This window comes from Kribbella rubisoli (assembly GCF_004217145.1).
Taxonomy (GTDB): Bacteria; Actinomycetota; Actinomycetes; order Propionibacteriales; family Kribbellaceae; genus Kribbella; species Kribbella rubisoli.
In genome coordinates this window covers 15902-40959 of the sequence record NZ_SHKR01000016.1, presented here as the reverse complement: position 1 = coordinate 40959, position 25058 = coordinate 15902, and the positions used below count along the sequence as shown (strand labels likewise).

The following is a 25058-nucleotide window of genomic DNA, read 5'->3' as shown; positions in this document are numbered from 1 at the left end:
TCCACTCTATTGGCTGACTTGTACTCCGGAGATGGGTTCGGGCTGGTTTCTGTGTGTGGCTGCGTGGTTGGCGACCAGCGCGGTGGCGATGCCGGTGGCTGCGAAGAGTGAGCCGAGGGCGATCCAGCCCGGTGTGCCGTGGTCGATCGCGCTGGTGGTCACGACGGCCGGGCTGAGCATCTGGGCGACCGCGTAGCCGGTTTGGCTGAGCCCTTGGTAGGCGCCCGCGCGAGCGGGGTCGGCGAGGTCGAAGGCCATGGTCCAGCCGCCGGCCTCGCCCTGCGTCTCGGCCGCGGACGCCGCGAGCGCGGCCAGGAGCAGTATGGCGGTTGCTGCTGCGGCGCCGACGTACCCCGCGCAGGCGAAGAGGACGCAGGCAACCAGCAGGAACAGGCCTGCTCGGCGTACCGACTGGCCAGCGGTACGCAGGTTCTGTGCGCCTCGGGAGGCACGCACTTGGAAGAGAGCCACGTAGGCGGTGTTGACCAGTAGTAGCGCCGAGACGACGACGGTTGGCGCATCGGTGTGGTCGGCGACCCAGAGCGGTATCGCGACCGACGTCAGTCCGAACTGGATCGCGAGTATGGCGTTCAGGACCGTCGATGCGACGTACGTGCGATCGCGCAGCGGGGATCGTTCACGCACGTCTCGCGCAGCGCCGTTCGACGCGTCCATGCGTGCGGCCAGCCCGTCGACCCTGCGGCGCAGACCGATCAGCGGCAGTGTGCCGAGCATTGTGACGGCGCCGACGAGGACCACCGTCAGGCGGTACGCCGCTGTGGTGTCGACCATCAGCGCGAGCCCTGCGAGCAGACTGCCGCCGCCGATGAAGACGTTCATCACCACCCGCAGCCTGGCGCGGACAGTGACTCGCTCCGGGCCGACGTACCAACGGGCAAGCAGTGTCACCTGGGCAGTGCTCTGCAGGCCGCGTGTGGCGGAGACGCAGGCCGCGATCAGGATGAAGCTGACGACATTGCCGGCAAGCGCATACGCCAGCAGTGCGGCTCCGTTCGCGGCCAGCGTCCATTGCTGCAGCCGGTCCGCGCCGTAGCGGTCGCTCAACCGCCCACCGACGTACGACGCGAGGACGCCGACCGCTCCGGCGAGGGTGAGGCCGATCCCGACGGTGGCTGCGGACAGGCCGACTCCGCGGGTGAAGTACAGGGCGCTGACGGCGAAGAACATGCCACGGGACAGCGACAGCGCGGCCACGGCGGAGGCGAGCGCGCGTTCGACGGGATCACGGAGGAGTTCAGGCACTCGACAGTTGTCGCATCGGATGCTGTCGGGTGCCAGAGATGTAGCGTATTGCTTCATGATCGAGTACGAGCTGGCGGGCAACGATCTCGGTGAGGTGCGGTTCGCGATCTCACCGCTGCAGGAGCTGGTCCTGTCCCTGCGGACTCTGCGTGACCCTGGCCGGTTCCCGTTGCAACTGCCCTGGCTGCGGGCCACTGAGCCGGCCCGCAGTGAGCTCGACCTCGAGCTGCTCTACGCCCTGACCAACGAGGCGTTGTGGACTCCCGACTTCCTCACGCCTCGGCCCTACAGTCCGTTGGGCAGGATCGAGGACGAGTTGACGGCTCTTGTGGACACTCCTGCTGGGGTCGTGCGAGTGGACCTCGCCGCGGTCCATCCGGCCACTCTGCCGTCGGTACTCGTCGGGCGCCCGGCCACCGTCCTGCGCCGTCTGCTGGCCGCGCTGCGCGACTACTGGGACGCCTGCTTCGAGCCGTACTGGACGCGCATGCGCACCATCCTCGAGGCCGACATCGTCTACCGCGGCCGAGTCATGGCGAACGCCGGACTGGCGGCGATGTTCACCGACATCGACCCACACGTCCGCCTGGACGAGACCGTCCTCCGAATCCGCCTCCGCAGCGACCTCTCCTACCGAACCTCAACCGCCGGCCGCGGCCTCACCCTCACCCCGTCCCTCTTCAGCCGCCGCGCCGCCACCCCCATCTCCCCCGACGAGCCACCCCACCTCATCTACCCAGCCCGAGGCCTCGCCACCCTCTGGCAGACCTCAGCACCAACGCTCCCGGCCGCCCTCGCGAACCTCATCGGCCGAGCCCGAGCCCGCCTCCTGTCCCTCCTGGAAACCCCAACCTCCACAACCGAACTAGCCGTCCGCCTCAACGTCACCCCCACCGCCATCAACCAACACCTACGAGCCCTCCAAGCCGCCGGCCTCCTAACCTCAGCCCGCCACGGCCGCTCAGTCCTCTACCACCGCTCCGACCTCGGCGACCGGCTCATCCGCAGGACCTAATTGCCTTCGGCCGGAAATTGAGAAGCGCTGGGTCGTGGAAGGTGTCAGGATTCCGGGCATGGTTGTGCGTGCGTTGAGTTTTGGGGCCGTGGCGGAGGCATACGAACGGTTTCGGCCTGGGTATCCGGTGGAGCTTCTCGAGCTGGTGACGGCGTACGCCGGTGGGCCGATCGGGACCGCGCTGGAGATCGGCGCCGGGACGGGTAAGGCGACGCGGCTGTTCGCGCAGGGCGGGATCGCGATCACGGCGTCTGAGCCTGATGCGGCGATGCTCGCGGAGCTACACAAACACTTGCCACCGAACGTCACCACGCTGCAGGCTGCCTTCGAGGATTTGCCGCTGGATTCGTCGTACGACCTGGTGTACTCGGCTGCCGCGCTCCATTGGACCGACCCTGAAGGCCGATGGGAGCGCATGGCCGCACTTGTCCGGCAGGGTGGTGTGTTCACCTCGTTCGGCGTGCCCATCGGGCTGGCCGACCCGGATCTCGACGAGGCCGCGCGCGCCGCACGTGCGCCGTACCTCGAGGACGACGGCGTCCCATCGCCCGACGGCACATCCGCGGACCTGTCGATGCAGTGGCCCGGCACGGAGCTCCAACAGTCCGAGTGGTTCGGCGATGTCCGGCAGGTCGTGATCGAACGGCTCCTGACGATGAGCGCCCACGACTATGTCGGGCACCTCTCAACGGTGTCGGCGTACGTGCTCCTCGCACCCGCCGACCGCGAGGAAGTCTTCCGCCGAACCCTCGAGGTCCTCCCCGAGACCGTTGAAATCAACGGCCAGATCCACGTCCACCTGGCCCGCCGCCAGTGATCGTCGGGTCGTAGTGGACGGACAGTCGGACACCAACGTCTGCCGCTCGTGACGAGAGAATTCGGATGCGTACGTCGGTGGGCGTGATCGGCTCTTGGAGCGTCAGCAGCCGGCGGTGGCCGATCGTGGTGCCTTCTGCGACCTGAGTCCAGGTGCCGTCGATCATGGCGTCCACAGCGAATGACTCGACCTGTTGACCGTCTTCGATGTTCTCGCGAACATCGATCACGTTGATGGTTGCCGGAAGCACCAGATCGGCGTCGTAGTACTCCCGCACCGCGTTGCCGAACTCCGCCAGCCGTTCGACATCCGGCTGGGCGAACAGTCCGCGGCGATCCGGCGGGACGTTCAGCAGCAGTACGGCGTTCCGCCCGACTGACTTCCGATAGATGTCGAGCAACTCCGCGACGGACTTCACCGCCGCATCCTCAGCAGCGTGGTAGAACCAGCCCGGCCGGATCGACACGTCAACCTCGGCCGGATACCACCGGAGCTCATCCGCCTTCCGCAACTGCTCAGGCCCCGCGACATCCGCCTCCGTCTCAGCGGCAACCATCCGCCCGTCGGCAAACGGGATGACACTCCACTCGGTCTCGCGCGCGAATCCGTCCTCGTTCCCCACCCACCGCACGTCCGGCCCACCGATCGCGATGGTCGCATCCGGAGCAAGCCGCCGAATGAGATCGAACCACGCCTCGTAGTCATACGTCTGCGCATTGCTCGTCGGATTAGCCCCGTCCAACCAGACCTCAGCAATCGGCCCGTACTGCGTCAGCAGCTCGTACAACTGGTCGAGGTAATACCGGTTGTAGTCATCCACGTCATAACGGAATGGACCATCGTCCGGGCCGATCGTCGACGGCACAGCCGGACTACCGTTCCCGTAGTACCCGCCGGCCGCCTTCTCCTGATAAAGATCCGCCGGCGACAAATAAACCCCAAACCCAACCCCCGCTGCCTGACACGCCGCTGACAGTTCGGCGACGACATCACCCCGATAGGGGCTAGCGGCAACCGTATGCGTCACATACCGACTAGGCCAAAGACAAAACCCATCATGATGCTTAGCCGTCAATATCACACTCTTGAACCCCGCGGACTGCAACGCCCCCACCCACTGCGAGCAGTCCAACTCCTCCGGCGCAAACACCCCCGGATCATCAACCCCGGTCCCCCACTCCAACCCGGTAAACGTATTGGGGCCAAAATGCACAAAGGCCGTCAACTCCTGCCCCTGCCAGGTGATCTGCCGCGACGAAGGCCTCACCGTTGAAGCCTTCCGGCGAAGTTCGTCCAGATCGTCGGACAACCCAACCTTGATCTGCATCAGACAGTGGCCCTTCGTCATCTCGAGCAGTGAAGCACAGAACACCGGCGAATCAGCATACGGCCCGCCACGCACGCCAGCTGCGAGTCAGTTGGCTTGCGGTGGGTGGGCCGCCGCAGATTGGTCCAGGACACCTCGACCAACATCTGTCAGCATTCAGGGGGTAGCTGGAGCAGTGAGGAGAGGCTTGATGGGCACTCGTGGTCTGAATGAATCGCATGTTGTCTCGACGCCGTCGCTGGACATCGCGTACGACGCTGCTGGGCCGTCGGACGGGCCAACCGCCGTACTGCTTCACGGCTTTCCGTACGACGCGCGCTGCTACGACCAAGTGGCTTCGATTCTCGCCCGAGCCGGTATGCGCGTCGTGGCGCCGTACCTGCGGGGATTCGGGCCGACCCGGTACCGCAACCCCGACATCACACGCTCCGGACAGCAGGCGGCGCTCGGGCAGGACCTGCTCGATCTGCTCGATGCACTCGAGGTCGAACGCGCGGTCGTCGGCGGATTCGACTGGGGCGGCCGAGCTGCCTGCATCTCGGCCGCGGTTGCACCCGAGCGGGTCGTCGGCCTGGTAACGGTCGGCGGCTACAACATCCAGAACATCGCCAGGTCCGACGAACCTCAAGCTCCGGAAGCCGAGAGCGCGGCTTGGTACACCCACTACTTCCTCACCGAACGCGGACGGGCCGGGCTGGAGCTCTACACCGATGAGCTGTGTGGATTGTTGTGGCGGCAATGGTCGCCGCTATGGACAGGTTGTGATGCCGCCTTCGCGGCCAGCGCGCCGAGCCTGCGCAACCCCGACTTCGTTGCCACCGTCATCCACTCCTACCAGCACCGCCGCCGCGCCGCCCCCGGCGACCCGCGGTACGACGACCTCGAGAAGATCCTGGCCACGATGCCCGCCATCACCGTGCCGACCATTTCACTCGACGCCCTCGCGGACGGCCTCGGTGCCGATGACTCCCGTGGCGACGAGCCGCTGTTCACCGGCGGCTTCGACCGGCGCGAACTACCAGGCATCGGGCACAGTCCCCCTCAAGAGCATCCGACAGCATTCGCCCAGGCAGTCCTGGACGTCGCCGCATCGACGGCCTGACAGACGAACGATCTGAGTGGGCGGTGTCAGGGTTCGTCTGGTGAGATGCTGCGCACCAGCAGGCCAGGTGTCGGGCCGGCCGGGGCCTCCCAGTGGGTCGCGTAGTGGTCGAGGAAGATCTGCCCGACCAGCTCGCCCCGGCTGCGCACACCGGTCTTGTCGAAGATCGATTTAAGGTGGTCCTGCACGGTGTACGGCGACATGGTCAAGGCGCGGGCGATCTCCTTGGTGACCCGACCCTGAACGCACTGCACGGCCACCTGGCACTCCCGGTCGGTCAGGCCGTACGAGAGGGCGATGACCGGCGCGACGTCCTGCGGGGTGGCGGGATGAATGATCACCGCGGTCCTGTCGCCGGTGCCTCCGCTGAGCCGGGTGCCGTACAGCAGGAGCCAGGCGCCGGAGCGGGTCCGGACCCTGGCTCGGGCGGCCAGCTCGAGGGGGTCGGTGCCGGGCGTGATCGCGCGGGCGCGGGCAGCGATCGCCTGCACCGTCTTCGACTCGCTCGGTGAACTCGGTGGAGGCTCTTCGACAAGCTCGCCGATCCACCGCTCCGCGGCACCGGAGATCGACTCCGGCTCGCCGTGCTCATCGAATACGACCACCCCTGGGCCGTGGTCCACCGGCCCTCCGACGTACGGCGAGATCGGTCGCGCCAGCATGGCGCGGCGCAGACCAGTCGCGATCACGGGAGCCAACATTGCGAGTGTCCGCACCTCGCCCTCGGTGAACCAGGGTTCGTCGGCGCGACGCAGGAAGGCCGCCGCGCCCCAATAGATGCCATCGGCAACGAGCGACACGCGCAGCTCGTCGCCGAATCCGTGGTTCTCTTGGGACCGGTGCCGAATCGAGCGGGACAGCTCGCCGTGGGTGTCGATGCTGGTCGCACCGGCGATCCGGCCGCTGCGGGCGAGGAAGGACCACTTGTTGACGTCCTCGATGACGTACTCGTGATGGGCCAGCCACGAGCCGGAGCAGCCGACGTTGCGGTTGACGCTGCCGGTGAACAGGATCGTTCCCGGGTCGACCGTGTGGCAGCACCAGGCGTGGAAGGGGATGGCGGTCGCGAGCACATCGGCTACAGCGGCGCCGAAGTCCACCCACGTCATTCCGCCGCCACCCAGCCGGTGGATCTCGTCGCGGATCCGCGGTGCCAAAGTCCCGGTCACATCTGCAGAGTACGGCGCGGCCCAGGTCCGGCGGCACCCCCAGAATCGTGGGATTGCGGCCATCTGAAGCCGCTCCGCACGCTGAGGGAATGACGACCACAGACACAGCCCCAACGGGGAATCTCCGCGACATGACGCCGAACCGGATCTTCGAGATCGCGCAGGGCTTCATGGCCAGCAAGCACCTGTTCGCGGCCTGCGAACTCGGCGTGTTCGAGGCGCTGGGAGAAGGGCCGGTGGATCTCGCCGGTCTCGCCGCTCGCACTGGTCTCACCCGGCGTACGGCACGCATCAGCGCGGACGCCATGGTCGCGATCGGCCTGCTCGAGCGGCAGGGCGACCGCTACGCGAACAGCTCGGTGGCGGCCACGTTCCTGTCCGGCGCGACCGCAGCCGACTTCCGGCCGCTGCTCAGGTTCTGGGACCGGCTCAGCTACCCCGCCTGGGAGGACCTCGCCGGAGCGCTCGGCCGCGGCCGACCGGCCCACGAGATCTACGAGATCGACGACGACCTGGTACCGATCATGTCGGCCGGCATCGCCGCCGCCACCGCCGCGGCCTGCCATGCCCTTCCCGAGGCGGCCGCGCTGCCTGCAGGAAGCCGGCTGCTGGATATCGGCGGCGGCACCGGTTCCTGGTCGATCGCCCTGGCCGCGGCCGACCCGGCCCTCACCGCGACCGTCCTCGAACTCCCCTTCGTTGCGCCCGTCGCAAGGGAACAGCTGCGCGCAACGGCCTACTCAGAGCGCCTCGACGTCCATGTCGGTGACATCCTCGCGGCCGACGACCTGCCGCGGGGGTACGACGCCTTCCTGCTCGCCAACCTGGTGCACTGCTTCGCTCCGGAGACCAACCAGTCGATCCTGCACCGGATCCGCGCCGCCGCCGAGCCCGGGGCCCGCCTGCTGCTCGCCGACTTCTGGACCGACCCGACCCACACCCAGCCGCTCCCGGCCGCGCTGATGGCAGGCGAGTTCGCGATCCACGTCAACGACGGCGACGTCTACAGCGTCGAGGAAGGCACCGCCTGGCTGCAGGACACGGGCTGGCGCTGTCTCGATCACCGGCCGCTGGCCGGACCGATAAGCGTCATCGTCGCCGAAACCGCCTGAAAGATCTTCGCGGTGATCTCGCACCAGGTAGCGATCATCGGCGCAGGCACGTCCGGTGTCTCGGCGGCCGTGGCCCTTGCCGATCGCGGCATCAAGCCGCTGCTCGTCGACCGGGCCGACCAGGTCGGCTCGTCGTGGCGCAATCGCTATGACCGGCTGCGTCTGAACACCGGCAGGCAGTTCTCGCATCTGCCGAACCGTCCCTACCCGAGTGGGACACCGACCTTTCCCACACGAGACCAGGTGATCGACCACCTCGAGCGCCATGCGAACGAAGACGGAATCGAACTGTGCTTGGGCTGCACGGCAGAACGGCTCGACCGAGCCAACGGGCGTTGGCGGCTGACAACCTCCACCGGCGAAATCGACGCTTCCCAGGTGGTGGTTGCCACTGGCTTCGATCACGAGCCCTTCATCCCCGGTTGGCCGGGGCGCGGCGAGTGGCCAGGCGGTCTGATTCATTCTTCGCAGTACCGGAATCCGTTGCCGTACAACGGCAAACGGGTCCTGGTGGTAGGACCGGGCAGTTCCGGCATGGAGATCGCCTACGACCTGGCCACGGGCGGTGCGGCCAAGGTGTGGCTCGCCGTTCGCACGCCGCCCAACATCATGCTCCGCCAGGGACCCGGGGGTATACCGGGCGACTTCATCGCGACGCCGCTCTACCATGCCCCGGTCCGGATCGCCGATGCGATTGCTCGGTTCAGCCGGAGGATGGACATCGGGGACCTGCACGAATTCGGACTCCCGGTGCCCGCCGAAGGCATCTTCGCGCGGAGCTCGCGGCTCGGCGTGGCCCCGGCGATCCTGGACAAGGACGTCATCGCGGCCATCCGGGACAAGTCCATCGAGATCGTGCGCGGCGTCGAGGCCCTCGACGCCGCCGGCGTGGCGCTGGCGGACGGAACGCGAATCAACCCCGACGCGATGGTCTGCGCGACCGGCTTCCGGAGAGGCCTCTCGCAGCTGGTTGGGCACCTCGGCGTGCTCGACGAGCGGGGTTGGCCGAAGACCACTGGCGAAGAGCCCGCCGCGGACGGCCTGCGGTTCATCGGGTTCGTGCCGAGACCGTCACAGCTCGGATTCGCCGCCAAACAGGCCCGACGCGCAGCAAAAGCGATTGCCCAGGAACTGCGGCGGAGCGAGCAAAGCAGCCAAGACCCGATCCGCGGCAACCCGGGCCGGGCCGGTGGGTGAACCCCTCAGATCACAGCGCGCCGCTGCCCGGCGCGGATCGCCCTGTGGCTCACGTCCGGACGGTCATCCGTTCGCCGGGGCGACTGAAGATGCTGAGGATCTCCGACGGTTCCTCGCCCGTGCTACCGAACCAGTGCGGAACCTGGGTGCTGAACTCGGCCACCTCGCCGGGGCCCAGCACCCAGTCCTGGTCACCGACAACCAGATGCAGGTGGCCGGACAGAACGTAGATCCATTCATGGCCGTCGTGTGCGCGCGGCTGCGGGTCGACCTTGCCGGCCGGAACGACGATCTTCCAAGCCTGCGCGCCATCGGGCTGTCCGGTCAGCGGGATCACGGTTCTGCCCTTGACTCGACCGGGCTTGAGCCGGATGCGCGGATCGCCTTCCTCCGGCGCGGCGACGAGATCGTCCAGTCCCACCTGATAGGCGTGCGACAACGCGAGGAGCAGGCCCAGCGTCGGCCTCCGCTGCCCGGTCTCGAGCCGCGACATCGTGCTCTTCGAGATACCCGTGGCCTTCGCGACATCGGCAAGAGTCAACTGGCGGTGGGCGCGGAGCAGCTGCAACCGGGCGCCGACCCGATCGAGCACTGCTGCGATCTCCGCCGCCGAGGTGTCCTCCACGCCACTCATCTGACGCTCATTTCCCACAAACAGCAACCTTCATAGCTATTCACCCGGCACGGCCACAGCCTGGGGGTATGAACCCACCGCAAGAAGTCATCTCCCGGCCCTCGACGCCGGCAGCCGAACTGTCTGCCCGCAGCCTGAACGTCATGCGGATCGGTTATGCGTTCATGGGAATCGGTCTGGCAATCGTCAAGTGGCCGCTTCTCGTCAACAACGCCCGATCCCTCCCGCTCTGGGAAGGAGTCGTCGTCTGTCTACTGACGGCTATGTCGCTCCTGGCCTTTCTCGGACTCAGATACCCCGTCCGGATGCTGCCGATCCTGCTCTTCGAGGTGACCTGGAAGCTCATCTGGATCGCTACGATCGCGATTCCTCACCTGGTCTCGCACGACCTGGACTCCGCCACGCGCGCGGTGCTCGTCAACTGTTCCTTCGTCGTCGTCATCATCGCCGTCGTCCCGTGGCGGTTCGCCTGGCGGCATTACGTCCGGACGCCCGGGGATGCCTGGCATTAACTCCTGATCAGATCCGGACGCCGCGTCTGGCAAGCCAGGAATCGGTCAGGATCTCGGTCAGCTCGTCGTCCTCGAGGCGGTCGAGCCACGCGCAGATCGATGCCTTGACCTTGAACGTGTGCACCGCGAAGAAGACGTCGGAGCGATCAGCGAGCGCATCGCCGGAGTCGAGGTCGAGGGTCCAGAACTGCAGAACTTCCCGGCCCGCGTCATCCCACCGCAGCCTCGCGAACGGATGGCGTCCGACGTCGAACGTCGGCGAACCCTCATGCGCACGCCCGGGCCTCGCGCCGGCCAGTCCCCCGGCAATCCGCTCGACATCCTGCCACGTCGCCATCCGTCCAATCTCTCACGACAAGGCAGACAGCAGACGCTAGGACCAGTGGGTCGGGCGGGCCAGCCGGTTCGGGAGGGTGGTGGCGGCGTCGCCGTGGGTCGCGTTGATCTGCATCTGGGTCAGGAAGATGCTCCGGGCGAGGTGGGTGCCGCGGACGTCGGCGTCGCGGAGATCGGTGCCGATGAGGTCGGCGTACGTGAGATCGGCCCCGCGCAGGTCGGCGCCGATCAGGTAGGCGCTGCGGAAGTCCGTACCCCGGAGGTCGGCGCCGCGCAGGTCCGCGCCCATGAGATCCGCGCCGCGTCGGTTGATCGGTGTGGGCGAGACGCCGGCGCGGACGAGCTCGCTGGTCCTGAGCAGCAGGTCGTTGATCCGTGAGCGATGAGCGAGTACGTCGAGAGCCGTGAGCGACTCCGGGCTGCCGAGGGCCAGCTGTTCCGTGTCGTCCAGCGCGCGCCTGAGCGCATCGTCCAGGGAAGGCGCCAGCTCCACGGCCTCGGTCAGGTACCAGAGCAGCTCGTGCAGCAGCCGCACCACCGCGAACACCTCGAACATCTGCGCGCCCGAGTCCGCCGCCTGCCGCCAGTCACGGCCGCCGTACGTCACCTGGGTGACCTTCTGGCCGGCGCCGAAACAGTCGTACACGGTGCAGCCGGGGAAGCCACCGTCTCGCAGCCGCGCGTGGATGCCACAGCGGAAGTCGTGCTTCAGATTCGGGCACGGTTCACCGGCCGGCTTATCGATGGCGAAGTCGGCGGAGGCGGTCAGCGCGAGCGCCACGCAGCACAGGCCGGCGCACTGCGCGCAGTCGGCGCGCAGGTCCAGGCGGCGTACGGGCCGGTGGCTCGGAGGCATGTCCCTGTCGAGGCTAGAGCGTGCTGGCGCACAGCGCATCAGCCGCGCCGGCCGCGTCGTCACCTCCGCGGAGCTGCATCATCACCTCTCGCGCGCAGGGAGCAGCTAATGGATGCCCGGAGTCGATCGCGAGTTGGTAGGCCCGCTCGGCGCCGTCGAGGTCGCCCTGATCCTGACGAAGTACTCCGAGATTGAACGCGGCCTTCGGCGCCATATCGGCGTGCCCGGAATCGATCACCAACTGGAACGCCGACTCCGCCCCGGCAAAATCCTGCCGGCCGTGACAGAGCACCCCGAGATTCACCGCCGCCTGCGGGGCCTGGTCGGCGTGTCCGGTATCGATCACGACCTGGTACGCCGTCTGTGCCCCGGCGAGATCGCCCCGCTGCTCACGCAGTACCCCGAGATTGACCGCCGCCTTCGGAGCCAGATCGGTGTGTCCGGACTCGATCGCAAACTCGTACGCCAGCTCCGCGGCGGCGAAATCGCCCCGCTCCTCGCAGAGCACCGCGAGGTTGACGGCCGCCATCGGAGCCATGGCAGCATGCCCGGAATCGATCGCCAGCCGGTACGCCCGCTCCGCACCAGCCCAGTCGCGCCGCTCCTCCCGGAGTACGCCGAGGTTGACCGCCGCCTTCGGTGCCTGGTCGGCGTGCCCCGAGTCGATCGCGACCTGATAGGCGCGCTCCGCCCCGTCCAGATCCTCACGGAGTACGCCGAGGTTGACCGCCGCCATCGGGGCCATGTCGGCGTGGCCGGAGTCGATCGCCAACTGGAGCGCCAGCTCCGCCCCCGCGAGGTCACCCCGTCCCTCGCGGAGTACCCCGAGGTTGACCGCCGCCTTCGGGGCGTGGTCCGCATGACCGGAGTCGATAGCCAGCTGATACGCCAGCTCCGCCCCGGCCAGATCGTCTCGATCCTCACGCAGGACCCCGAGATTGAACGCTGCCTTCGGTGCCAGATCGGCGTGCCCGGAGTCGATCGCCAACTGCAGGATCCGCTCGGCTCCGGCGATACCACTCCGAGCATGCTCGCTTGCCGTCATCACCGCACCCCCCACCTACCGGCGCGACCGCTGCGCGCCATTCTTCACCTGATACGCGCGGAGCTCCAGAGATACGTGTCGTATCCGGAGATGCCTCCGCCGGGTGCCAGCGACTTGCCGTCAGAGTCGAACGCGACATGCTCTCCGTCGTCGGAGATCGCCGGGCCGTGACTCCCGTTGTTGCCGTCCACCCGGGTCTGATCCTGGCCGGACGTGATCCACTGGAGGGAGTTGGTCCTCCGGTCGAAACGGAACACGTCGCTGAGCTCCCCGTCGTCGGTGCGAGTCAGGCGAGCAGTCGTCCCGAAGGTGACATACCGTCCGTCCGCAGAGATGCCGGTACTGAAGCTGCCGCCGATCGCCAACGCCGGATTCCCCGAGTAATCAACGGAAATCAGCTCGAGCCGATCGGTCCGGAGGTCGCGCAGCCACACGTTCGGAACCGGATCCATTCCCGGGAACCACCCGATCACTGTGAAGACCACGAACCGTCCGTCGTTGGAAATGGCCGGTTTGACGGCCTCGAGGGACTCGGACCGCGGGTCGACGGTGACGCCGTGCGAAACCACGCGGGTCCTGTTCGTACTGCGATCCCGTACCGCCACGTCGGTATTGGAAGCAAATGCGACGAAGCGCCCGTCCGCCGAGATCGCGGGATCGTTCGACGAGTACGCCGACTGCTGTCCGCCGACGGTCAGCGATACCCGCTGGGTCCGTCCGGCGTCGAGGTCCCGGACGAAGATGTCAGCGACGTTGTTGGTGTCGCCGGCGACCAGATTCGTCGATCCTGACGTGAAGGCCACCTGGCGGCCATCGGCAGAGATGTCCGGCTGGTATGCGCCCTGGTCCGCGGGACCGTTGCGGCCGACGGAGACCAGCGTCGTACGCCCGGTCCTGGTGTCCCGGACGAAGACGTCCGAGCTGTTGTTGGTGTCACCGGCCAGCAGGTTCGAAGCGTCCGAGTTGAAGGCGACGAACCGTCCGTCGGCCGAGATCGACCCCTGCCGGCTCTCGTGGTTGCCCTGGACCCCACCGACGCCGACCGATACGAGCGTCGTACGGCCGGTCTTGGTGTCCCGAACGAAGACGTCCCGCTGGCCGTTGTTGTCGTTGGCCACGAGATCGGTGGCGTAGGACGAGAACACGACGTACCGCCCGTCAGCCGACACGCCGACCCCCTTCTCGGTCCCCGGGAACAGGCCGGCGTTGCCCCCACCTCCGCCCGCCCCGACCGACACAAGCCCGATCGTCCCCTGCTGCCGATCCCCACCGGCACTCGCCGGACCGGCAACTGCTCCCACCGGTACAGCGGCTACTGCGAGCACCGCGAGCGCGGTACGAATTGGTGAGCGAATATTCCTGGTCTGAAAAACCTTCACGATGTCCCCCCTTTGGACACCTACTTGATGCAGCCACAACGCCATAAGTTGCAGGCCCCGCCACATTCGCTCCGAGTAGTCACACACTGCGATTAACCACAACAATTTCCATAAGGCAGAAATAATTGAAGTGCTTGAATTCCGCCGCCGAAGAACGACACTGAGCGGACCGCGCCGATATCGAAGGTCGGTCCGCCGACGGAGTAAATCGAGTTACTACAGCAAATCGCCGGCAACCTGCTAGGCGGGTTGGTGAATCGGGAGCACCTTGCTTCAGCGGCCGGTCGCTCGGCGCCGTCCAGCACGCGTCGCCGGCTGACGAGCGAGCTGGTCTTGGACCGGCCCGGCCCGGCACGCCGATTGGCGGCTGCCCGTGCGGCATCATCGCGGCGAGTTGGGGCGCCGCGTCTGGTGGTTCGAATGGAGTTGTCCGTGCCATCTCACCGCACACCCCGAAGAGCGCTGGGGCTTCGATGTCAGAGGCGTTAGCGGGCGTCCTCGGACTCGGACAGGGTCGCGGCCCAGTCTGCGGACCAGCGGACGAGCGGGCGCAGCGCGCGGTGGGCGCCGTGACCCAGCTCGGTGAGGGCGTAGGTGGTGTCCGGACGCTGTTCGACGAGGGCGGCGTCGAGCAGTTCGGTCAGCCGTTGCCGCAGCACGCTGGAGGACATGTTGTCGCAGCGCTCCTGCAACGCGCGGAACCCGACCGGCCCGTGTCGCAGTTCCCAGACGATCCGCAGGTTCCACCTACGGCCGAACAGGTCGAGGGCGGCCATCAGCGGCCGGCCGGTGCTCGACCCTCGGACCGCCCGTCCCGGCCTGGGTGTCGCCATCCGTCGTACCGTCCCATCTTGCGGCTTCGATATCCGACACACTATCGTCCACCCCATCGATTCGATTTCCGAAGCACCTTCGGGTGCTTCGTGAGGCGATCACCACCAGGTTGTGCGACCGGCCGGCCCGAGGTGTCCCAGGGCGTTCTGGTCGCTCGCCGCTGAACGGAGGGTTGTATGCACAAGCTGATGGTCCTGTATCCCGAGCCCGCCGATCCCGACCATTTCCGCGACTACTACGTGAGCAAGCACCTCCCGCTGGTCACACGCATGCCCGGCCTCCTCGCGTGGCGCTACAGCTTCGAGGTCGCAGCGACGCAGGAACCGACGCCGTACTTCGCCGTCTTCGAGGCCGAGTTCGCCAACGCTGCCGCAATGACCGCGGCAAGGTCGTCCCCGCAAGGCCAGCAAGCGGCCGCCGATGTCGCCAACTACGCCACCGGCGGCGCGGTCGTCATCGACTATCCGATCCAGAACGGCACCAGCTGAGCCGGACATACGACGAGCCGGCGTGAAAGGGGCTCTCTTCCAAGCCGGCGTCATCCCTGAGCCAACGAACAGGCTTTTGCTCGACTGATCCGCGTGCGGCAATCAGTTCGCCGTAGTAGCCGACGCGGCGGGTCATATCAGTCCGAGCTAGTCAGCCATCCGGCAGGAGCGGGCGTCCTTGGCTTGCCGGGCACAGACGAGCCTCCCGCGGTCGGGTGGCAAAGCGCACCGCGGTCGGCAGCCCCCAGACAGCCGGCACCAGCCGGCAAGGACACACCGACGATGATCCGGCGGCGCGCGGGAGCACGCATAGCAGACACGGAAGCGACGCAGCGCCTGCGTAGCGTGCGGGGTGCCTACCTGATGCGCATGCCTGAGATGGCTCGGGCGATTACCAGGCGCTGGATTTCGGAGGTGCCTTCGAAGATGGTGTAGATCTCCTCCAGCGCGGGGGACGGCTCGGCGCGAGTCGGCGAATAAGGCCTCTGACCTGCGGTTTCTTCTGTCGTCAATGCTCAGCCGTGACCACAGTTTGCCAACGTCTCACGGAGCTGTGACGGAGCAAGAATTTGCCCATAGCAACGTTCTGACGGCAGCAGAGTAGTCAGTTCGATGGCAGTCCAGTGGGTTCAGCCGGGAGCCCGATCGGGCACTCTGAGGCGCCCCTCCGCCTAGTCTTAGACAAATTCGAAACCTCTCACAGAAGGAACAGCGCCAGCCTGCCGAACGGCTGGAGGCGTTGAGAGCGCGTAGCCACTAATAGGCCTTGGCAGGCGCTCGATGACCTCCAAGCCTCGTTCTCGTGCCCCGGCCGTCGACCTTCTCATTACGAGTGCCGCGACCCGGCGTCCACCGACCGCATTCCGATAGCCGGCCCAGGCGCAGCAACAGGCGCGTCCGTCCACAGTCGTCCATCTCGATCCAGCACCCTGTTGTTAGCACCCTTGTTGGCAACGCTGGGGAGCATCGCCACCGTTCGAAATGCCTGACACGCTGTCCCGAGCGTCGGACGGGCCCCGCGAAGTCAGTCGCACCCGCCATTGGGCCCCCGCAGCTCGTCGAGCAGTCGTTCGTAGTCCTCGTACTCAGGCCCATGCAGCTCCCGGAACTGCCGGTCGATCCGGGCCGACAGCGTCATCGCCTCGGTCATCTAGGCGTCGATCGCGGTCCGGAGCGCGAACTGATCCGGCTGGCCCTGGATGTACGCACGCGCGGGAGCCGACCAGTCCGACACCTGGAGGAGAGCGGCCCGATCGACCGTCAGCTCGTGCAGCGGGCCTCCTGCCGATCACAACGCCGTACACCGAGACGAAGGACTCGAACCTCGCCCGTCGCACGAGTTCGCAGAGTATTTGGCCTGGGCGGCATCGAAGACTCTGATCTCGAGGCAGTCGAGGCGCAGCCCAAGACTGCGATTGGCGTGCTCGGCGTTAGGGCATTCCGAATGGTGCACCCGCGAGTCCGGCAAGCTCGGCACGGATCGAAGCGTGCAAGGCTGCATCAGCCTCAACGGCGGCCCGCATAGCCTGCGCCGTGCCGGGATCCTGCCGATCTATCGCCTCCCGGGCGGCGATGTCCGCCTTCAGGGCTGCAGAGAACTCCTTCAGCACCGAGTCTGCCGCGAACACTCTCAGACGAGCATCGAAGGCGAACCACTCTGCTGCCCCGTAGTCGACTGGCGGAACAATTCCGGTCCCGCCCACTGCGGTCAGCACGGCCGGCTCGTGCAGGCTTTGGCGCGCTCTGAGACGGCGGTGGACATATTCCACTACGTCGACATAGACCTCAGCACGACGTTCCCACACACGCTCGCGTTGCTGCTCTGTAAGCGCCAACTGCAGGGTGTTTGAGGCGTTAGTGGTCGCTAACCTGGCGACACGTACGCTGGCGATGAAGCCGCTGATCGCGGTCACCGCGACGGCACCAGCGCCGATTAGGGCTGCGAGCACGGTTGGGTTCACCTACGGCACTTTATAGCTGGGTGACTAGACCAGGCAGGTTGCCCGGCGCGCCCGTGACCTTCGCGCAACACCACATCCCTCTCATCTGTGGAGTGTCGTCGCTGGCATACAGCACGAGTGGAGTGTGGGCACCCCAGCCGCTCGATTTGAGTACATCCCAGAAGCTCAAGGCGCTCGAGGCTGATCGTGGCGACGTCGCCGCCGGGATCCAGCTTGCGGACTGCAGGAGCGGCGGCGGAGCCCAGGACCTCGAAGAACTGGAGCTTCGGGTCGGCGGCACCGAAGACGCCCATTCATCGGCCTTGGCGGGCTCGGCCACAGCGATAGTCTCCCGGCCCATTCGGGGTGCGCCTGACGAGCCTTGGCAACTGGGCGTTGATGTCCGCGATCAACTGGTCGGCATTGGCGCGGCGGCCGAGGGAGGTGCCGGCCTGTTGAGTCATGACTGTGCAGGACGCTGCGAAGTCGGCGTAGTCGCGAGATTGCGCGACAGTGGGCGCCAGCTTGGTTAGGGTGCGCATGTCGGCGACTCCGAGGCTCAGGATCGGCTAAGACCACCCGCCGCAAGATGAGGCACGCCTTACCTTAAGAGAGCGGGAGGCAGGCCGACTAGCCGAACAGCATCCCGAGAGAGGCGTCAGCCACGTGCCTACAGGACGGCGGCGCCGCGACTCCAGGAGAGCGCCGCCGGCGTAACTACGACGACACCCAACTGATCTACCGCCTCAAACCCTGAACAAGTCGACCGGTCCGTGACGGAAGCTGTCGGCGACCAGGCGCACAATCGAACTCATGAGCTTCACAGGCGGGTCGTGGTCGGACAAGTTCGGATTTCGCATGCCACCTGGAGCGCGCATCGCCGGGCGCCAGGGCGAAACCTTCAATCTCAGCGTCGAAATCCCCACCGACGATGACGGCTTCCTCGGACAGCAGTGCCCCAGTTGCCGTGCGCTGTTCCGGCTCGATGCCGATGACTACGAAGCGCTCCCCGATGACATCGAGCTCTGGTGCGCTTACTGCGGAGGCCGCGGTGACACCGGCGACTTCCTCACCGAGCAGCAGATGGATCGGATACAGCGCGCCGTCGGCGACTTAGGCGAGCAGATCATCGGTAACGCCCTCGACGAGATCTTCGGTGGGATCGCCCGGAAGTCACGCTCGCGCCCTCGAGGTGGATCCGGGATCGAGATCACCTACAAGTCCACGTCGTTCTCGCCTAAGGCATTGCCAGGCATCGACGAAGAGGCCCTGGTCCGGGTCCGCAAATGCGCTCGGTGCTCTCTTCGTTATGCCGTCTTCGGCGAGCATCGCTTCTGCCCGTCCTGCGGTCCGCTGCCCTCCACTGTCGTCGCATTCGACGCCCTTGCCGCCGAGACAGCACGTCTCGACGCATTTGCCGCTCTCCCTCCTGCCGTCGCCGTCGGCCTCCGAGAGCAAGGTGTGTTCAACCGCCTCTGGGTCGACACCTTGGAGAACCTCGTCGGCATAGTCGAAGTCCTCGCCGGCAACCTCTTCAAGGATGCGGTGCCGGACGCCGCGCTGAAACTTAGGAACAAAGGAAACATCTTCCAACGCCTCGACGACATGGCAGCGCTTTGCGTGTCCGAAGGCTACGAAGACCTACGTACAACGGTTGGCGATGTGACTTGGCACAGACTCGTCGATGTCTGGGCCATTCGACATCTCTTCACCCACAACGACGGCATCGTCGACGCCAAGTACATCACCAAGGCTCCACACTCGACGGCCCAGCTCGGGCAGCGCCTGACAGTCACAGACACCCTGTGCCGACAGGCTATCGCCGACACTGGGGTTCTCTGCCGTGCTCTCTCGCCCCTGACGGACAAACCCTAGAACCGCGTGAACCCTCAGCGGCCGCGCGGGACGCTGAGGTCACGCAGACAGTGCAGCAGTCCCCTGCCCCGTCAGCCAAGTGATCGGTTGGCGCCGCGGTCACGGCTCTTGCCGGTCGTCGAGTCCTTCTTCGCCACCGTCAAGACCGAACTGATCCACCGCCGCGCCTGGCCCACCCGCGAGGCCGCCACCAGCGCACTCTTCAACTACATCGAGGGCTGGTACAACACCCGCCGACGCCAGTCCACCCTCGGCTACCTCAGCCCCGCCACCTACGAATCAACCCACGCCAACACCCACCAACAGGTAGCGTGAACCAACCTCACACCAACCCTGTCCGTCGAACCGGGTCAACCCCAGGCCGGCCCTCAGCTCGGACGGCTCCAAACCGAGACGTGTTGCAGCCAACGCGACGTCCGCAGGCAGCACAACGCCCCGGAACGCGACTGCAGATCGGATCTCCAGCTTCACCGGCTGCGTCCGTTCAGCGTGCCTTCGACCCTCTTCTTGTAGGTGGGCCATCCTCGGTCCAGGTCTCCGGCCCATTCCCACTCGAAGCGGTTGGCTCCGAATTCGGTCGGCTCGGGCGGTCTGCCAAGAGCTTCCATGAGCTGCAGGTATCTCACGCTGGCGGTCGCAAGACGAGATCTTTGCCGATAGCCGTCAGCCTTTGGGAAATCGGTGATCCTGAGGTTCTCTTCGTACGGCTCGCCACCCAGCGCGGCGTAGACCGTCTCGATGAGTTGGCGGGTCGGCATCGAGAAAAGGCAGACGCGTGGCAAGGCCGGCGGCGCCTTCTCTCCGATGGCGGTCGAGAGCGCAGTGAGATCCCCGCCGAACCAGTGCGTGGCGGCTGTGGCAGCCAAGCGAGCGAACTGCTTGAAGGTCGGCGGCTTCCCCTTGACGGCGATAGTCCGATGAACCTCTTGGGAGACCTGGGACAGTTCGGTGGTCCAGCGCTGCTGCAGATATTCGGCCAGGTAGCGCTCTGCCCAGCCTCTGCGGTGCCGGGTGATGATGTCGCGGAGGAGCTCGAAGCCGTCGCGGCGTTCTCCTCCACCGCTCATCCGGAATCCAAGCGTGCCGTTCGCCAACTGCAGCTCGTGAGTGTTCGTCTCGAGGCTCTGGGGCTTGCCCAGGTGTTGCTCGGCGGCGAGGAGTTCGTCGAAGAGGCTTAGATGGACCGGGACGCCCGCCTCTGCGAGCGCGGCAAGATCTCGTTGGTGATAACTGCGGAGGCCCTCAAGGGACGTCCGCGAGGACGGACCCTCGCAGGTGTACCAGGCAGTGAGAGCGATCCCGTGCCAGAGGGAGACGGCAGGTCCGAACGCCTCGGCCATGATCTTGTGTGGATAAGGCTCGGTGACGATCGTGTTCGGCCATCGCGGGAGTATGGCGCCTTCCCAGTGCTGCGCGATGTCTTCGAGGAGGCCCGGCGACAGCAGGCGCCGATAGAGCTCGGACGACGGGCCTTGCTGATATCCGATCGCGTAGTCGGTGTCCTCGACAAGACCCCACAGTGCGTCCATCTGTGGTGTCTGCCTTGCGTGCGCGCTGTCGAATTCCACCCACCACCGCCGGAGAACCTCGACTCTGCGGTCTACGGGAGAGACAGAGTCGGTCTGCCCCAGGAATGCCGCGAGCATGGCGTGCGCGTCGCTCACATCGAGTCCGTGCTTGGCCGCTGCCGCCGTCGCCTTTGCGGCACCCCCGACGAACAGCTTCGGAGTGGGGAGAGCAGTCATGACCTCCTCGTTGGGGTTCGGAGGCAGTCCGAGATGGTCGAGGAAGGCCATCCAGTCGCCACCGAAGTAGGCGGCCAGCGTCAGTTGGAGAGGCTTCGTCATGGCTTGGCGGGCGAGTGGCGTGGTGTGACGCGCCTTCTGCATGGTCCTGGCCGCCAGCGCTTGGACTTGTTGGGCCCGGAACCGTGAAGCAATTCCGACTAGGTCCTGCGTGGCGAGTGCGTCGAGGAACGCGAGACGGGCTTGTACCTGACCGCCGCGGTCGAGACGGCTCCACCCTCCGCCGTACTGGAAGACAGCGAAGGCCGGGGCCGGCCTGATGCCGAGTAGGTCGAGGTCGGCCCAGGTAGCTCGCTGAACCTCGGCAGGGTCCGGAGAGCCCGCCGCACGGAGGAAGACTGGCGCGAAAATCGTGTCGAAGAGCGGGATGAGCAGTGCGAGGGTTGCCAGTGCGTCTGGGCTGGCGGCCAGTGGCATGCTGGCGCGGTCCTCGGAGGCGACGGTCAGGGCATGCCATGGATGGTGCCGGAGATGGGCAGCGAGATTGATGGACCTGCACTTCAGGGAGGCCTGCTCCGGCAGGAACCACGCGCCGCGGGATTGCTGCTTCGCCAGGCTGAAACTTCTGTCGATGAAGGCCCGTTCGTCGGGACCGACCGCCACGATCGCCACGTGGTTTCGCCGGTTCGGGTCTGGATGCTCACGAGCGATGTCGATGATCTTGGTGCCGTTCAAGGCTCTTTCGAGGAGGACGGCGGCGAGCTGGTCGACGGCGGCGAAGGCGGACTCATCCATGCATGCTCCGGATCACCGCAACGAAGTCTTCGAATGATCGGGGCGTGGCCCTGGTAGCCGCATAGGCGGCGTACCGCTGGGCGAGGGCGTGCAACTCTCGTTCTTCTCTGCGGGCTTCGACCTGGTCAGGGGTGTGGAGGAACTGCTGCCGGGAGTCCCCCTGTTCTTCGAGGACGACTGCCTGAGCGATCTCCGCCGTCGGGCCCGTGTTCGGCCGCTGTACGGTCTGGCACCGGCGCGTCACCGAAGGCGTCGTCGGTCTCGGGGTTCGGGTCCATGTCGTTCTCAATGCGGAGACTTTCCAGGTGGGTGTCCAGGCCGAGTTCGCCGTGGTAGACGACGTCCAGATGTTGTTCCTGCTCGCGAGCGGCCAGGTCAGGGTCATGGATCATCCTGATGCCGCGCCCGATGAACTGGTAGAACTCCCCGAAGCTGCCGTACGGCCGCATCGGGACGACCACACTGATGGCAGGCAGGTCATACCCTTGGCCGAGCATCTTGAGCTGTACGACGGCCTGCAGCGTCCCGGACTCCGCTTCGTAGCGCCTCCTCGTGGCGGCGATCTCGGTGTCGCTCATCGAGTGGTGCAAGGTTCGGGCAATGATGCCGTGAGCGTTTGCGATCCGTGCGATCTGCTCGGCATGGTTCTGCCCGAGCGCGGCAAACAGGACTCGCGGTCGCAACGGGGCGAGCGCGACCTTCTGGGAGTCCAGGCATTCGCTGACGATTTGCATGATCCGGTGAATGGGCTGCTCGGAGGTCGCTGTGATCCGGGCAAGTTTGCGTTCGTCGTCCATGACCTCGAGAAGCGCCTGTTTGCCGACGATCTCCTCGCGGGTGCCGTCGGGCCAGGTGATCTCGTACTCGGTCTGCTCGACTTCAGGGCTGAAGCGGTGGGCCCGGAGATGCTTGGCGTGACCGTCGGCGATCGAGTCGATCAGCCGGTAGCGGTAGACCACATCTGCCGTGATGCTCTTGCCGTCGGCCCGGCTGAAACAGGCCGACATCAGGAGCCGGCGTGCGCTCGGGAAATGGTCGAACAGGTTCTGATACGACGTCGCTGCGGCGATGTGGGCTTCGTCGACGACGATGAAGTCGATGTCGTCCGGATCGAGGACACCCAGTAGTCCTTCGCCGTCTCGCGTGCTGTTGAGCGAGTGGAAGTTCGTGACGATGATGTCGGACGACAGCAGCGTCTCGCGGCTCACGTCGCGGATCGGGCCGTCCTGCCGATCCAGAACCGTGGTCCGCGGAGGCCGGCACCCAGGGATGAGTGGACCGCCTCTCAGTGTGTAGATCACATTCGCAGCAGAGGACTCATCCAGTGCGGTGGCAAAGGCACCTCGTATCACCCGGCCAGGGGTTACGATCAACGCCCTGCGTCTGCTGAAGGCCAGCGCCGCCGCCACACCCAGAACTGTCTTGCCTGAGCCGACCGACATTACGCATGCCGCGTTCGTGCCGCCTCGCCGGTAGTAGTCGGCCAACGCGGTCAGCGCCTCCCGCTGGCAACCGCGCAGTGGGGTCATGGCAAACCGCTGCCTGACCTCGTCGAAGTACGACAGGCTAGGCGGCGTCTGCACCGGGGGTGGCGTCGCCAGCCAGAGCGGGTTGGCGTCCATGTCGTCCGGGACAGGCACGATCGGGTCTGCGATCAGATGGACGGCGAGCTGCGGGTCTGCTGCCAGGACCGACTGCAACTGTGAGACGCAGCGAGCCGTGTCATCCCGGATCGCATCGTAGGAGAATCGCAGCACGATATAGGCAAGGGCCACGAGGTCGTTCTGCCTGCTGCGGTCGTGCACGAATGCTTTGCGGCTGCTGTGAAACTCGAAGCCGTCGAGCTCGATCACGATCGGCCGGCCGGACCCGGCGATCACAAAGTCCAGCACGTAGTTGCGATCGTCGATCGCAACGGGCTGCTGACCGACGATGTGCGGAAGGATCCCCTCGGTGACAGCCGGCGTGAGGACCCACCGGACGAACGCGTCCTCGAGAAAGGACTCTCCAGAGATCGCCCGGACGAGCCGGGTGCCGCTCATCCGTCTTCTCCCTCGAGCGCAGCTACCTTGGCCTCCAGATCATCACGTACAAAGGCCTCGCCGCCGATCCGTTGCGCCCGCCGGCTCAATGCAAGCGCTTCACGCACAGCGCCCTCCTGCTCCAACAGTGTCAACAGAACGGTCAACGAAGTAATGCGCAGGAAGCCTTCAGCCGGGCGGGCTCGGTCCCTCAGAGCCATCTGGGGGACGGCCTCGAGGAGCGCCAGATCCGCGGCGGCGAAGATCTCGACGTGCTGTAAGCCGACCGGATAGGACGCCCGGGCAGCCCACAATCGGTCGACCGCTCCCTGGAGGAGGAAGTGGTAGTCGAGCGGCAGCCCAGGCAACTCAAGGCCCTCCCACACCCACCGCACCAGACCATCGAGAGCCACCGAACGCGTGTCCCCGGTCCACCGTCGCTGTGCGGGAGAAGCAGATGTCGTCCCGTCCGATGTTGGCCAGTGGAGATAGCCGTACTCCGTGCTCGGCCTCACGTTTGCCTCAGGCAGGCGAGATCGATCAACCCCCGGACTGCCCTGAAACTGAATCCCCGGAATATCAGCCATCCGGCCAAACCAGGTATCCATCAGCACCCAACTTCCCCCGGCAGTCCGTTCGGCCCATAATTCCACGGTCCCGCGACAGTTGGCCAGCCTCAGCGAGTCAGGACTGGCCGCCGCTAAGGCAGAGGTCGACGGTACGGCGATAGGCCGCGTCGGGGTCGTGGGACGACAGGCGGATGGCCATTGCGGCTGGGCCTGGGTGTTAGGGCGGTTCTGGTGGAGAGGAAGACTGCGCGGGCCGCGGCTCCTTGCTCGGGGCGAGCGTCGCGTTCGTCTTCCAGTTGAATGTGGAGGAACGCCGTACCGGTGAGGAAGGTGTAGATCTCCTCCAGCCTGGCGGCAACCTCGACTGAGAGAGGCGTCTCTGCGTCCTGACCTGCGGTTTCGCTATTCGTCATTGATCAACAGTAACCAGTGTTTGTCAGCGTCTCACGGAGCAGTGACGGAGCAGGAACTTGCCCATAGCAACATTTTTTGGCGTATCGAAGGCCTGAGCTCAGGAGCGAGTCTGAGCTCCGGCCAGCAGGCAAGCCGGCCGCCCCTGCAGCATCAAGCGGCCCGACCCACCCCAGTCCAATGCAGATCGTTGCTCCGAACGTCGCCAGTCAAGCCAGTCCAGCCCGGGCGAACACGAAGATCACCACGGCCAGGCAGAGCGCTTAGGACACGTCGCATGGGTACTGAGTCAGCCAAACGTCACAGCCGGAGCTTGCCGGCACGAAGCTGCGACGGCGCAGACATTTGCCCAGAGCAACTGTTCGGGTCTGTGCCGGCCGCCACCTTCGAGGCGTCCTGACCATCCATCGGCGTTCAATCGCTAGCAATTCAATGAAGCACTTGATGCGCGATTCTCAGTTGCGCAGGGACCCGCGGACAATCGCTCCGACTATTCCCTCCGGTCCCCTTGAGCGCTAGCCTCATAACTGCAGCTCCGAACCGCTGAACCGAGGTGTTTCAGTTTGCGGGGCAGACCGGCATGGCCTCGCCATTGCTGGTGCAGGGGGAGGACGGG

23 protein-coding genes are annotated in these 25058 nt (G+C 66.2%); 9 read left to right on the top strand and 14 right to left on the bottom strand.

Going from position 1 to position 25058, the window contains the following annotated elements:
• Nucleotides 1–6 precede the first annotated feature (6 nt).
• The gene (locus tag EV645_RS32790; protein WP_157997216.1) at nt 7–1263 is read right to left on the bottom strand and encodes an MFS transporter; all 1257 of its coding nucleotides are present in this window, start codon (nt 1261–1263) and stop codon (nt 7–9) included.
• Between the two features lie 55 nt (nt 1264–1318).
• On the opposite strand from EV645_RS32790, the gene EV645_RS32785 reads away from it, so the two are divergent.
• Nucleotides 1319–2278, top strand: a complete 960-nt coding sequence (locus tag EV645_RS32785) for an ArsR/SmtB family transcription factor (RefSeq protein ID WP_130447961.1) — start codon at nt 1319–1321, stop codon at nt 2276–2278.
• A 127-nt stretch (nt 2279–2405) separates the two neighbouring features.
• Nucleotides 2406–3095: a class I SAM-dependent methyltransferase gene (locus tag EV645_RS32780; protein ID WP_242000803.1), complete on the top strand. Its 690-nt coding sequence runs from the start codon at nt 2406–2408 to the stop codon at nt 3093–3095.
• Here the strand turns inward: EV645_RS32780 and EV645_RS32775 are convergent.
• Nucleotides 3055–4422, bottom strand: a complete 1368-nt coding sequence (locus tag EV645_RS32775; protein ID WP_242000862.1) for an alpha-L-fucosidase — start codon at nt 4420–4422, stop codon at nt 3055–3057. The two genes, EV645_RS32780 and EV645_RS32775, sit on opposite strands and share 41 nt — an antisense overlap.
• Before the next feature lie 190 nt (nt 4423–4612).
• Here EV645_RS32775 and EV645_RS32770 point away from each other — a divergent pair, with 190 nt between their 5' ends.
• Entirely contained in the window at nt 4613–5524 is a 912-nt protein-coding gene (locus EV645_RS32770) for an alpha/beta fold hydrolase (protein ID WP_130447958.1), read from the top strand.
• A 26-nt stretch (nt 5525–5550) separates the two neighbouring features.
• Here EV645_RS32770 and EV645_RS32765 read toward each other — a convergent pair whose 3' ends face one another.
• On the bottom strand, nt 5551–6693 hold the full coding sequence (locus tag EV645_RS32765; RefSeq protein WP_130447957.1) for a LuxR C-terminal-related transcriptional regulator: 1143 nt from the start codon (nt 6691–6693) through the stop codon (nt 5551–5553).
• 89 nt (nt 6694–6782) lie between these two features.
• On the opposite strand from EV645_RS32765, the gene EV645_RS32760 reads away from it, so the two are divergent.
• Both EV645_RS32760 and EV645_RS32755 read left to right on the top strand, forming a co-directional pair.
• Nucleotides 6783–7805, top strand: coding sequence for a methyltransferase (locus tag EV645_RS32760; protein ID WP_130447956.1), 1023 nt, complete (start codon nt 6783–6785; stop codon nt 7803–7805).
• A 12-nt stretch (nt 7806–7817) separates the two neighbouring features.
• A complete protein-coding gene (locus tag EV645_RS32755) occupies nt 7818–9002 on the top strand; it encodes a flavin-containing monooxygenase (protein ID WP_130447955.1) in 1185 nt (394 codons plus the stop codon).
• Between the two features lie 49 nt (nt 9003–9051).
• Here the strand turns inward: EV645_RS32755 and EV645_RS32750 are convergent, their stop codons facing one another.
• Nucleotides 9052–9636 (bottom strand): helix-turn-helix domain-containing protein, encoded by a 585-nt coding sequence (locus EV645_RS32750; protein WP_130447954.1) that lies wholly within the window; start codon nt 9634–9636, stop codon nt 9052–9054.
• A gap of 68 nt (nt 9637–9704) precedes the next feature.
• Here EV645_RS32750 and EV645_RS32745 point away from each other — a divergent pair, with 68 nt between their 5' ends.
• Entirely contained in the window at nt 9705–10148 is a 444-nt protein-coding gene (locus EV645_RS32745) for a hypothetical protein (RefSeq protein ID WP_130447953.1), read from the top strand.
• 7 nt (nt 10149–10155) lie between these two features.
• Here EV645_RS32745 and EV645_RS32740 read toward each other — a convergent pair whose 3' ends face one another.
• The 5 genes from EV645_RS32740 to EV645_RS32720 all read right to left on the bottom strand — a co-directional run bounded on the left by EV645_RS32740 (nt 10156) and on the right by EV645_RS32720 (nt 14597).
• Nucleotides 10156–10485, bottom strand: coding sequence for an MmcQ/YjbR family DNA-binding protein (locus EV645_RS32740; RefSeq protein ID WP_130447952.1), 330 nt, complete (start codon nt 10483–10485; stop codon nt 10156–10158).
• 36 nt (nt 10486–10521) lie between these two features.
• Complete coding sequence (locus EV645_RS32735; protein ID WP_130447951.1) at nt 10522–11340, bottom strand: pentapeptide repeat-containing protein; 819 nt, start codon at nt 11338–11340, stop codon at nt 10522–10524.
• 13 nt (nt 11341–11353) lie between these two features.
• On the bottom strand, nt 11354–12385 hold the full coding sequence (locus EV645_RS32730; protein WP_130447950.1) for a tetratricopeptide repeat protein: 1032 nt from the start codon (nt 12383–12385) through the stop codon (nt 11354–11356).
• Between the two features lie 44 nt (nt 12386–12429).
• Nucleotides 12430–13764 carry a TolB-like translocation protein gene (locus EV645_RS32725; RefSeq protein ID WP_157997214.1) on the bottom strand — a complete coding sequence of 445 codons (1335 nt, stop codon included), beginning with the start codon at nt 13762–13764 and terminating at the stop codon, nt 12430–12432.
• 485 nt (nt 13765–14249) lie between these two features.
• Nucleotides 14250–14597, bottom strand: a complete 348-nt coding sequence (locus tag EV645_RS32720) for a winged helix-turn-helix transcriptional regulator (RefSeq protein ID WP_130447948.1) — start codon at nt 14595–14597, stop codon at nt 14250–14252.
• Between the two features lie 177 nt (nt 14598–14774).
• Between EV645_RS32720 and EV645_RS32715 the strand changes: the two genes are divergently transcribed.
• On the top strand, nt 14775–15086 hold the full coding sequence (locus EV645_RS32715) for an EthD family reductase (protein WP_130447947.1): 312 nt from the start codon (nt 14775–14777) through the stop codon (nt 15084–15086).
• A 1024-nt stretch (nt 15087–16110) separates the two neighbouring features.
• Here the strand turns inward: EV645_RS32715 and EV645_RS43260 are convergent.
• Nucleotides 16111–16236, bottom strand: coding sequence for a hypothetical protein (locus EV645_RS43260; protein ID WP_277877127.1), 126 nt, complete (start codon nt 16234–16236; stop codon nt 16111–16113).
• A 280-nt stretch (nt 16237–16516) separates the two neighbouring features.
• On the bottom strand, nt 16517–17047 hold the full coding sequence (locus tag EV645_RS32705; protein ID WP_130447946.1) for a hypothetical protein: 531 nt from the start codon (nt 17045–17047) through the stop codon (nt 16517–16519).
• Nucleotides 17048–17839: 792 nt separating this feature from the next.
• Between EV645_RS32705 and EV645_RS32700 the strand changes: the two genes are divergently transcribed.
• Nucleotides 17840–18901 (top strand): hypothetical protein, encoded by a 1062-nt coding sequence (locus EV645_RS32700; protein WP_130447945.1) that lies wholly within the window; start codon nt 17840–17842, stop codon nt 18899–18901.
• A gap of 108 nt (nt 18902–19009) precedes the next feature.
• Nucleotides 19010–19216 (top strand): IS3 family transposase, encoded by a 207-nt coding sequence (locus tag EV645_RS32695; RefSeq protein WP_157997212.1) that lies wholly within the window; start codon nt 19010–19012, stop codon nt 19214–19216.
• Nucleotides 19217–19368: 152 nt separating this feature from the next.
• Here the strand turns inward: EV645_RS32695 and EV645_RS32690 are convergent, their stop codons facing one another.
• From EV645_RS32690 to EV645_RS32680, 3 genes are all read right to left on the bottom strand, one after another.
• A complete protein-coding gene (locus EV645_RS32690; RefSeq protein ID WP_130447943.1) occupies nt 19369–21441 on the bottom strand; it encodes a stress protein in 2073 nt (690 codons plus the stop codon).
• Between the two features lie 125 nt (nt 21442–21566).
• Nucleotides 21567–23483 (bottom strand): DEAD/DEAH box helicase family protein, encoded by a 1917-nt coding sequence (locus EV645_RS32685; protein WP_198682026.1) that lies wholly within the window; start codon nt 23481–23483, stop codon nt 21567–21569.
• Nucleotides 23480–23875, bottom strand: a complete 396-nt coding sequence (locus EV645_RS32680) for a hypothetical protein (protein WP_130447942.1) — start codon at nt 23873–23875, stop codon at nt 23480–23482. The genes EV645_RS32685 and EV645_RS32680 overlap by 4 nt, the downstream gene beginning before the upstream one ends.
• Between the last annotated feature and the right edge of the window lie 1183 nt (nt 23876–25058).

Coding starts and splice junctions, on each gene's coding strand:
- EV645_RS32785 (WP_130447961.1), top strand. CDS start 1,319: ATGATCGAGTACGAGCTGGCGGGCAACGATCTCGGTGAGGTGCGGTTC.
- EV645_RS32775 (WP_242000862.1), bottom strand. CDS start 4,422: ATGCAGATCAAGGTTGGGTTGTCCGACGATCTGGACGAACTTCGCCGG.
- EV645_RS32770 (WP_130447958.1), top strand. CDS start 4,613: ATGGGCACTCGTGGTCTGAATGAATCGCATGTTGTCTCGACGCCGTCG.
- EV645_RS32760 (WP_130447956.1), top strand. CDS start 6,783: ATGACGACCACAGACACAGCCCCAACGGGGAATCTCCGCGACATGACG.
- EV645_RS32750 (WP_130447954.1), bottom strand. CDS start 9,636: ATGAGTGGCGTGGAGGACACCTCGGCGGCGGAGATCGCAGCAGTGCTC.
- EV645_RS32745 (WP_130447953.1), top strand. CDS start 9,705: ATGAACCCACCGCAAGAAGTCATCTCCCGGCCCTCGACGCCGGCAGCC.
- EV645_RS32740 (WP_130447952.1), bottom strand. CDS start 10,485: ATGGCGACGTGGCAGGATGTCGAGCGGATTGCCGGGGGACTGGCCGGC.
- EV645_RS32735 (WP_130447951.1), bottom strand. CDS start 11,340: ATGCCTCCGAGCCACCGGCCCGTACGCCGCCTGGACCTGCGCGCCGAC.
- EV645_RS32730 (WP_130447950.1), bottom strand. CDS start 12,385: ATGACGGCAAGCGAGCATGCTCGGAGTGGTATCGCCGGAGCCGAGCGG.
- EV645_RS32720 (WP_130447948.1), bottom strand. CDS start 14,597: ATGGCGACACCCAGGCCGGGACGGGCGGTCCGAGGGTCGAGCACCGGC.
- EV645_RS32715 (WP_130447947.1), top strand. CDS start 14,775: ATGCACAAGCTGATGGTCCTGTATCCCGAGCCCGCCGATCCCGACCAT.
- EV645_RS43260 (WP_277877127.1), bottom strand. CDS start 16,236: ATGACCGAGGCGATGACGCTGTCGGCCCGGATCGACCGGCAGTTCCGG.
- EV645_RS32700 (WP_130447945.1), top strand. CDS start 17,840: ATGAGCTTCACAGGCGGGTCGTGGTCGGACAAGTTCGGATTTCGCATG.
- EV645_RS32690 (WP_130447943.1), bottom strand. CDS start 21,441: ATGGATGAGTCCGCCTTCGCCGCCGTCGACCAGCTCGCCGCCGTCCTC.
- EV645_RS32685 (WP_198682026.1), bottom strand. CDS start 23,483: ATGAGCGGCACCCGGCTCGTCCGGGCGATCTCTGGAGAGTCCTTTCTC.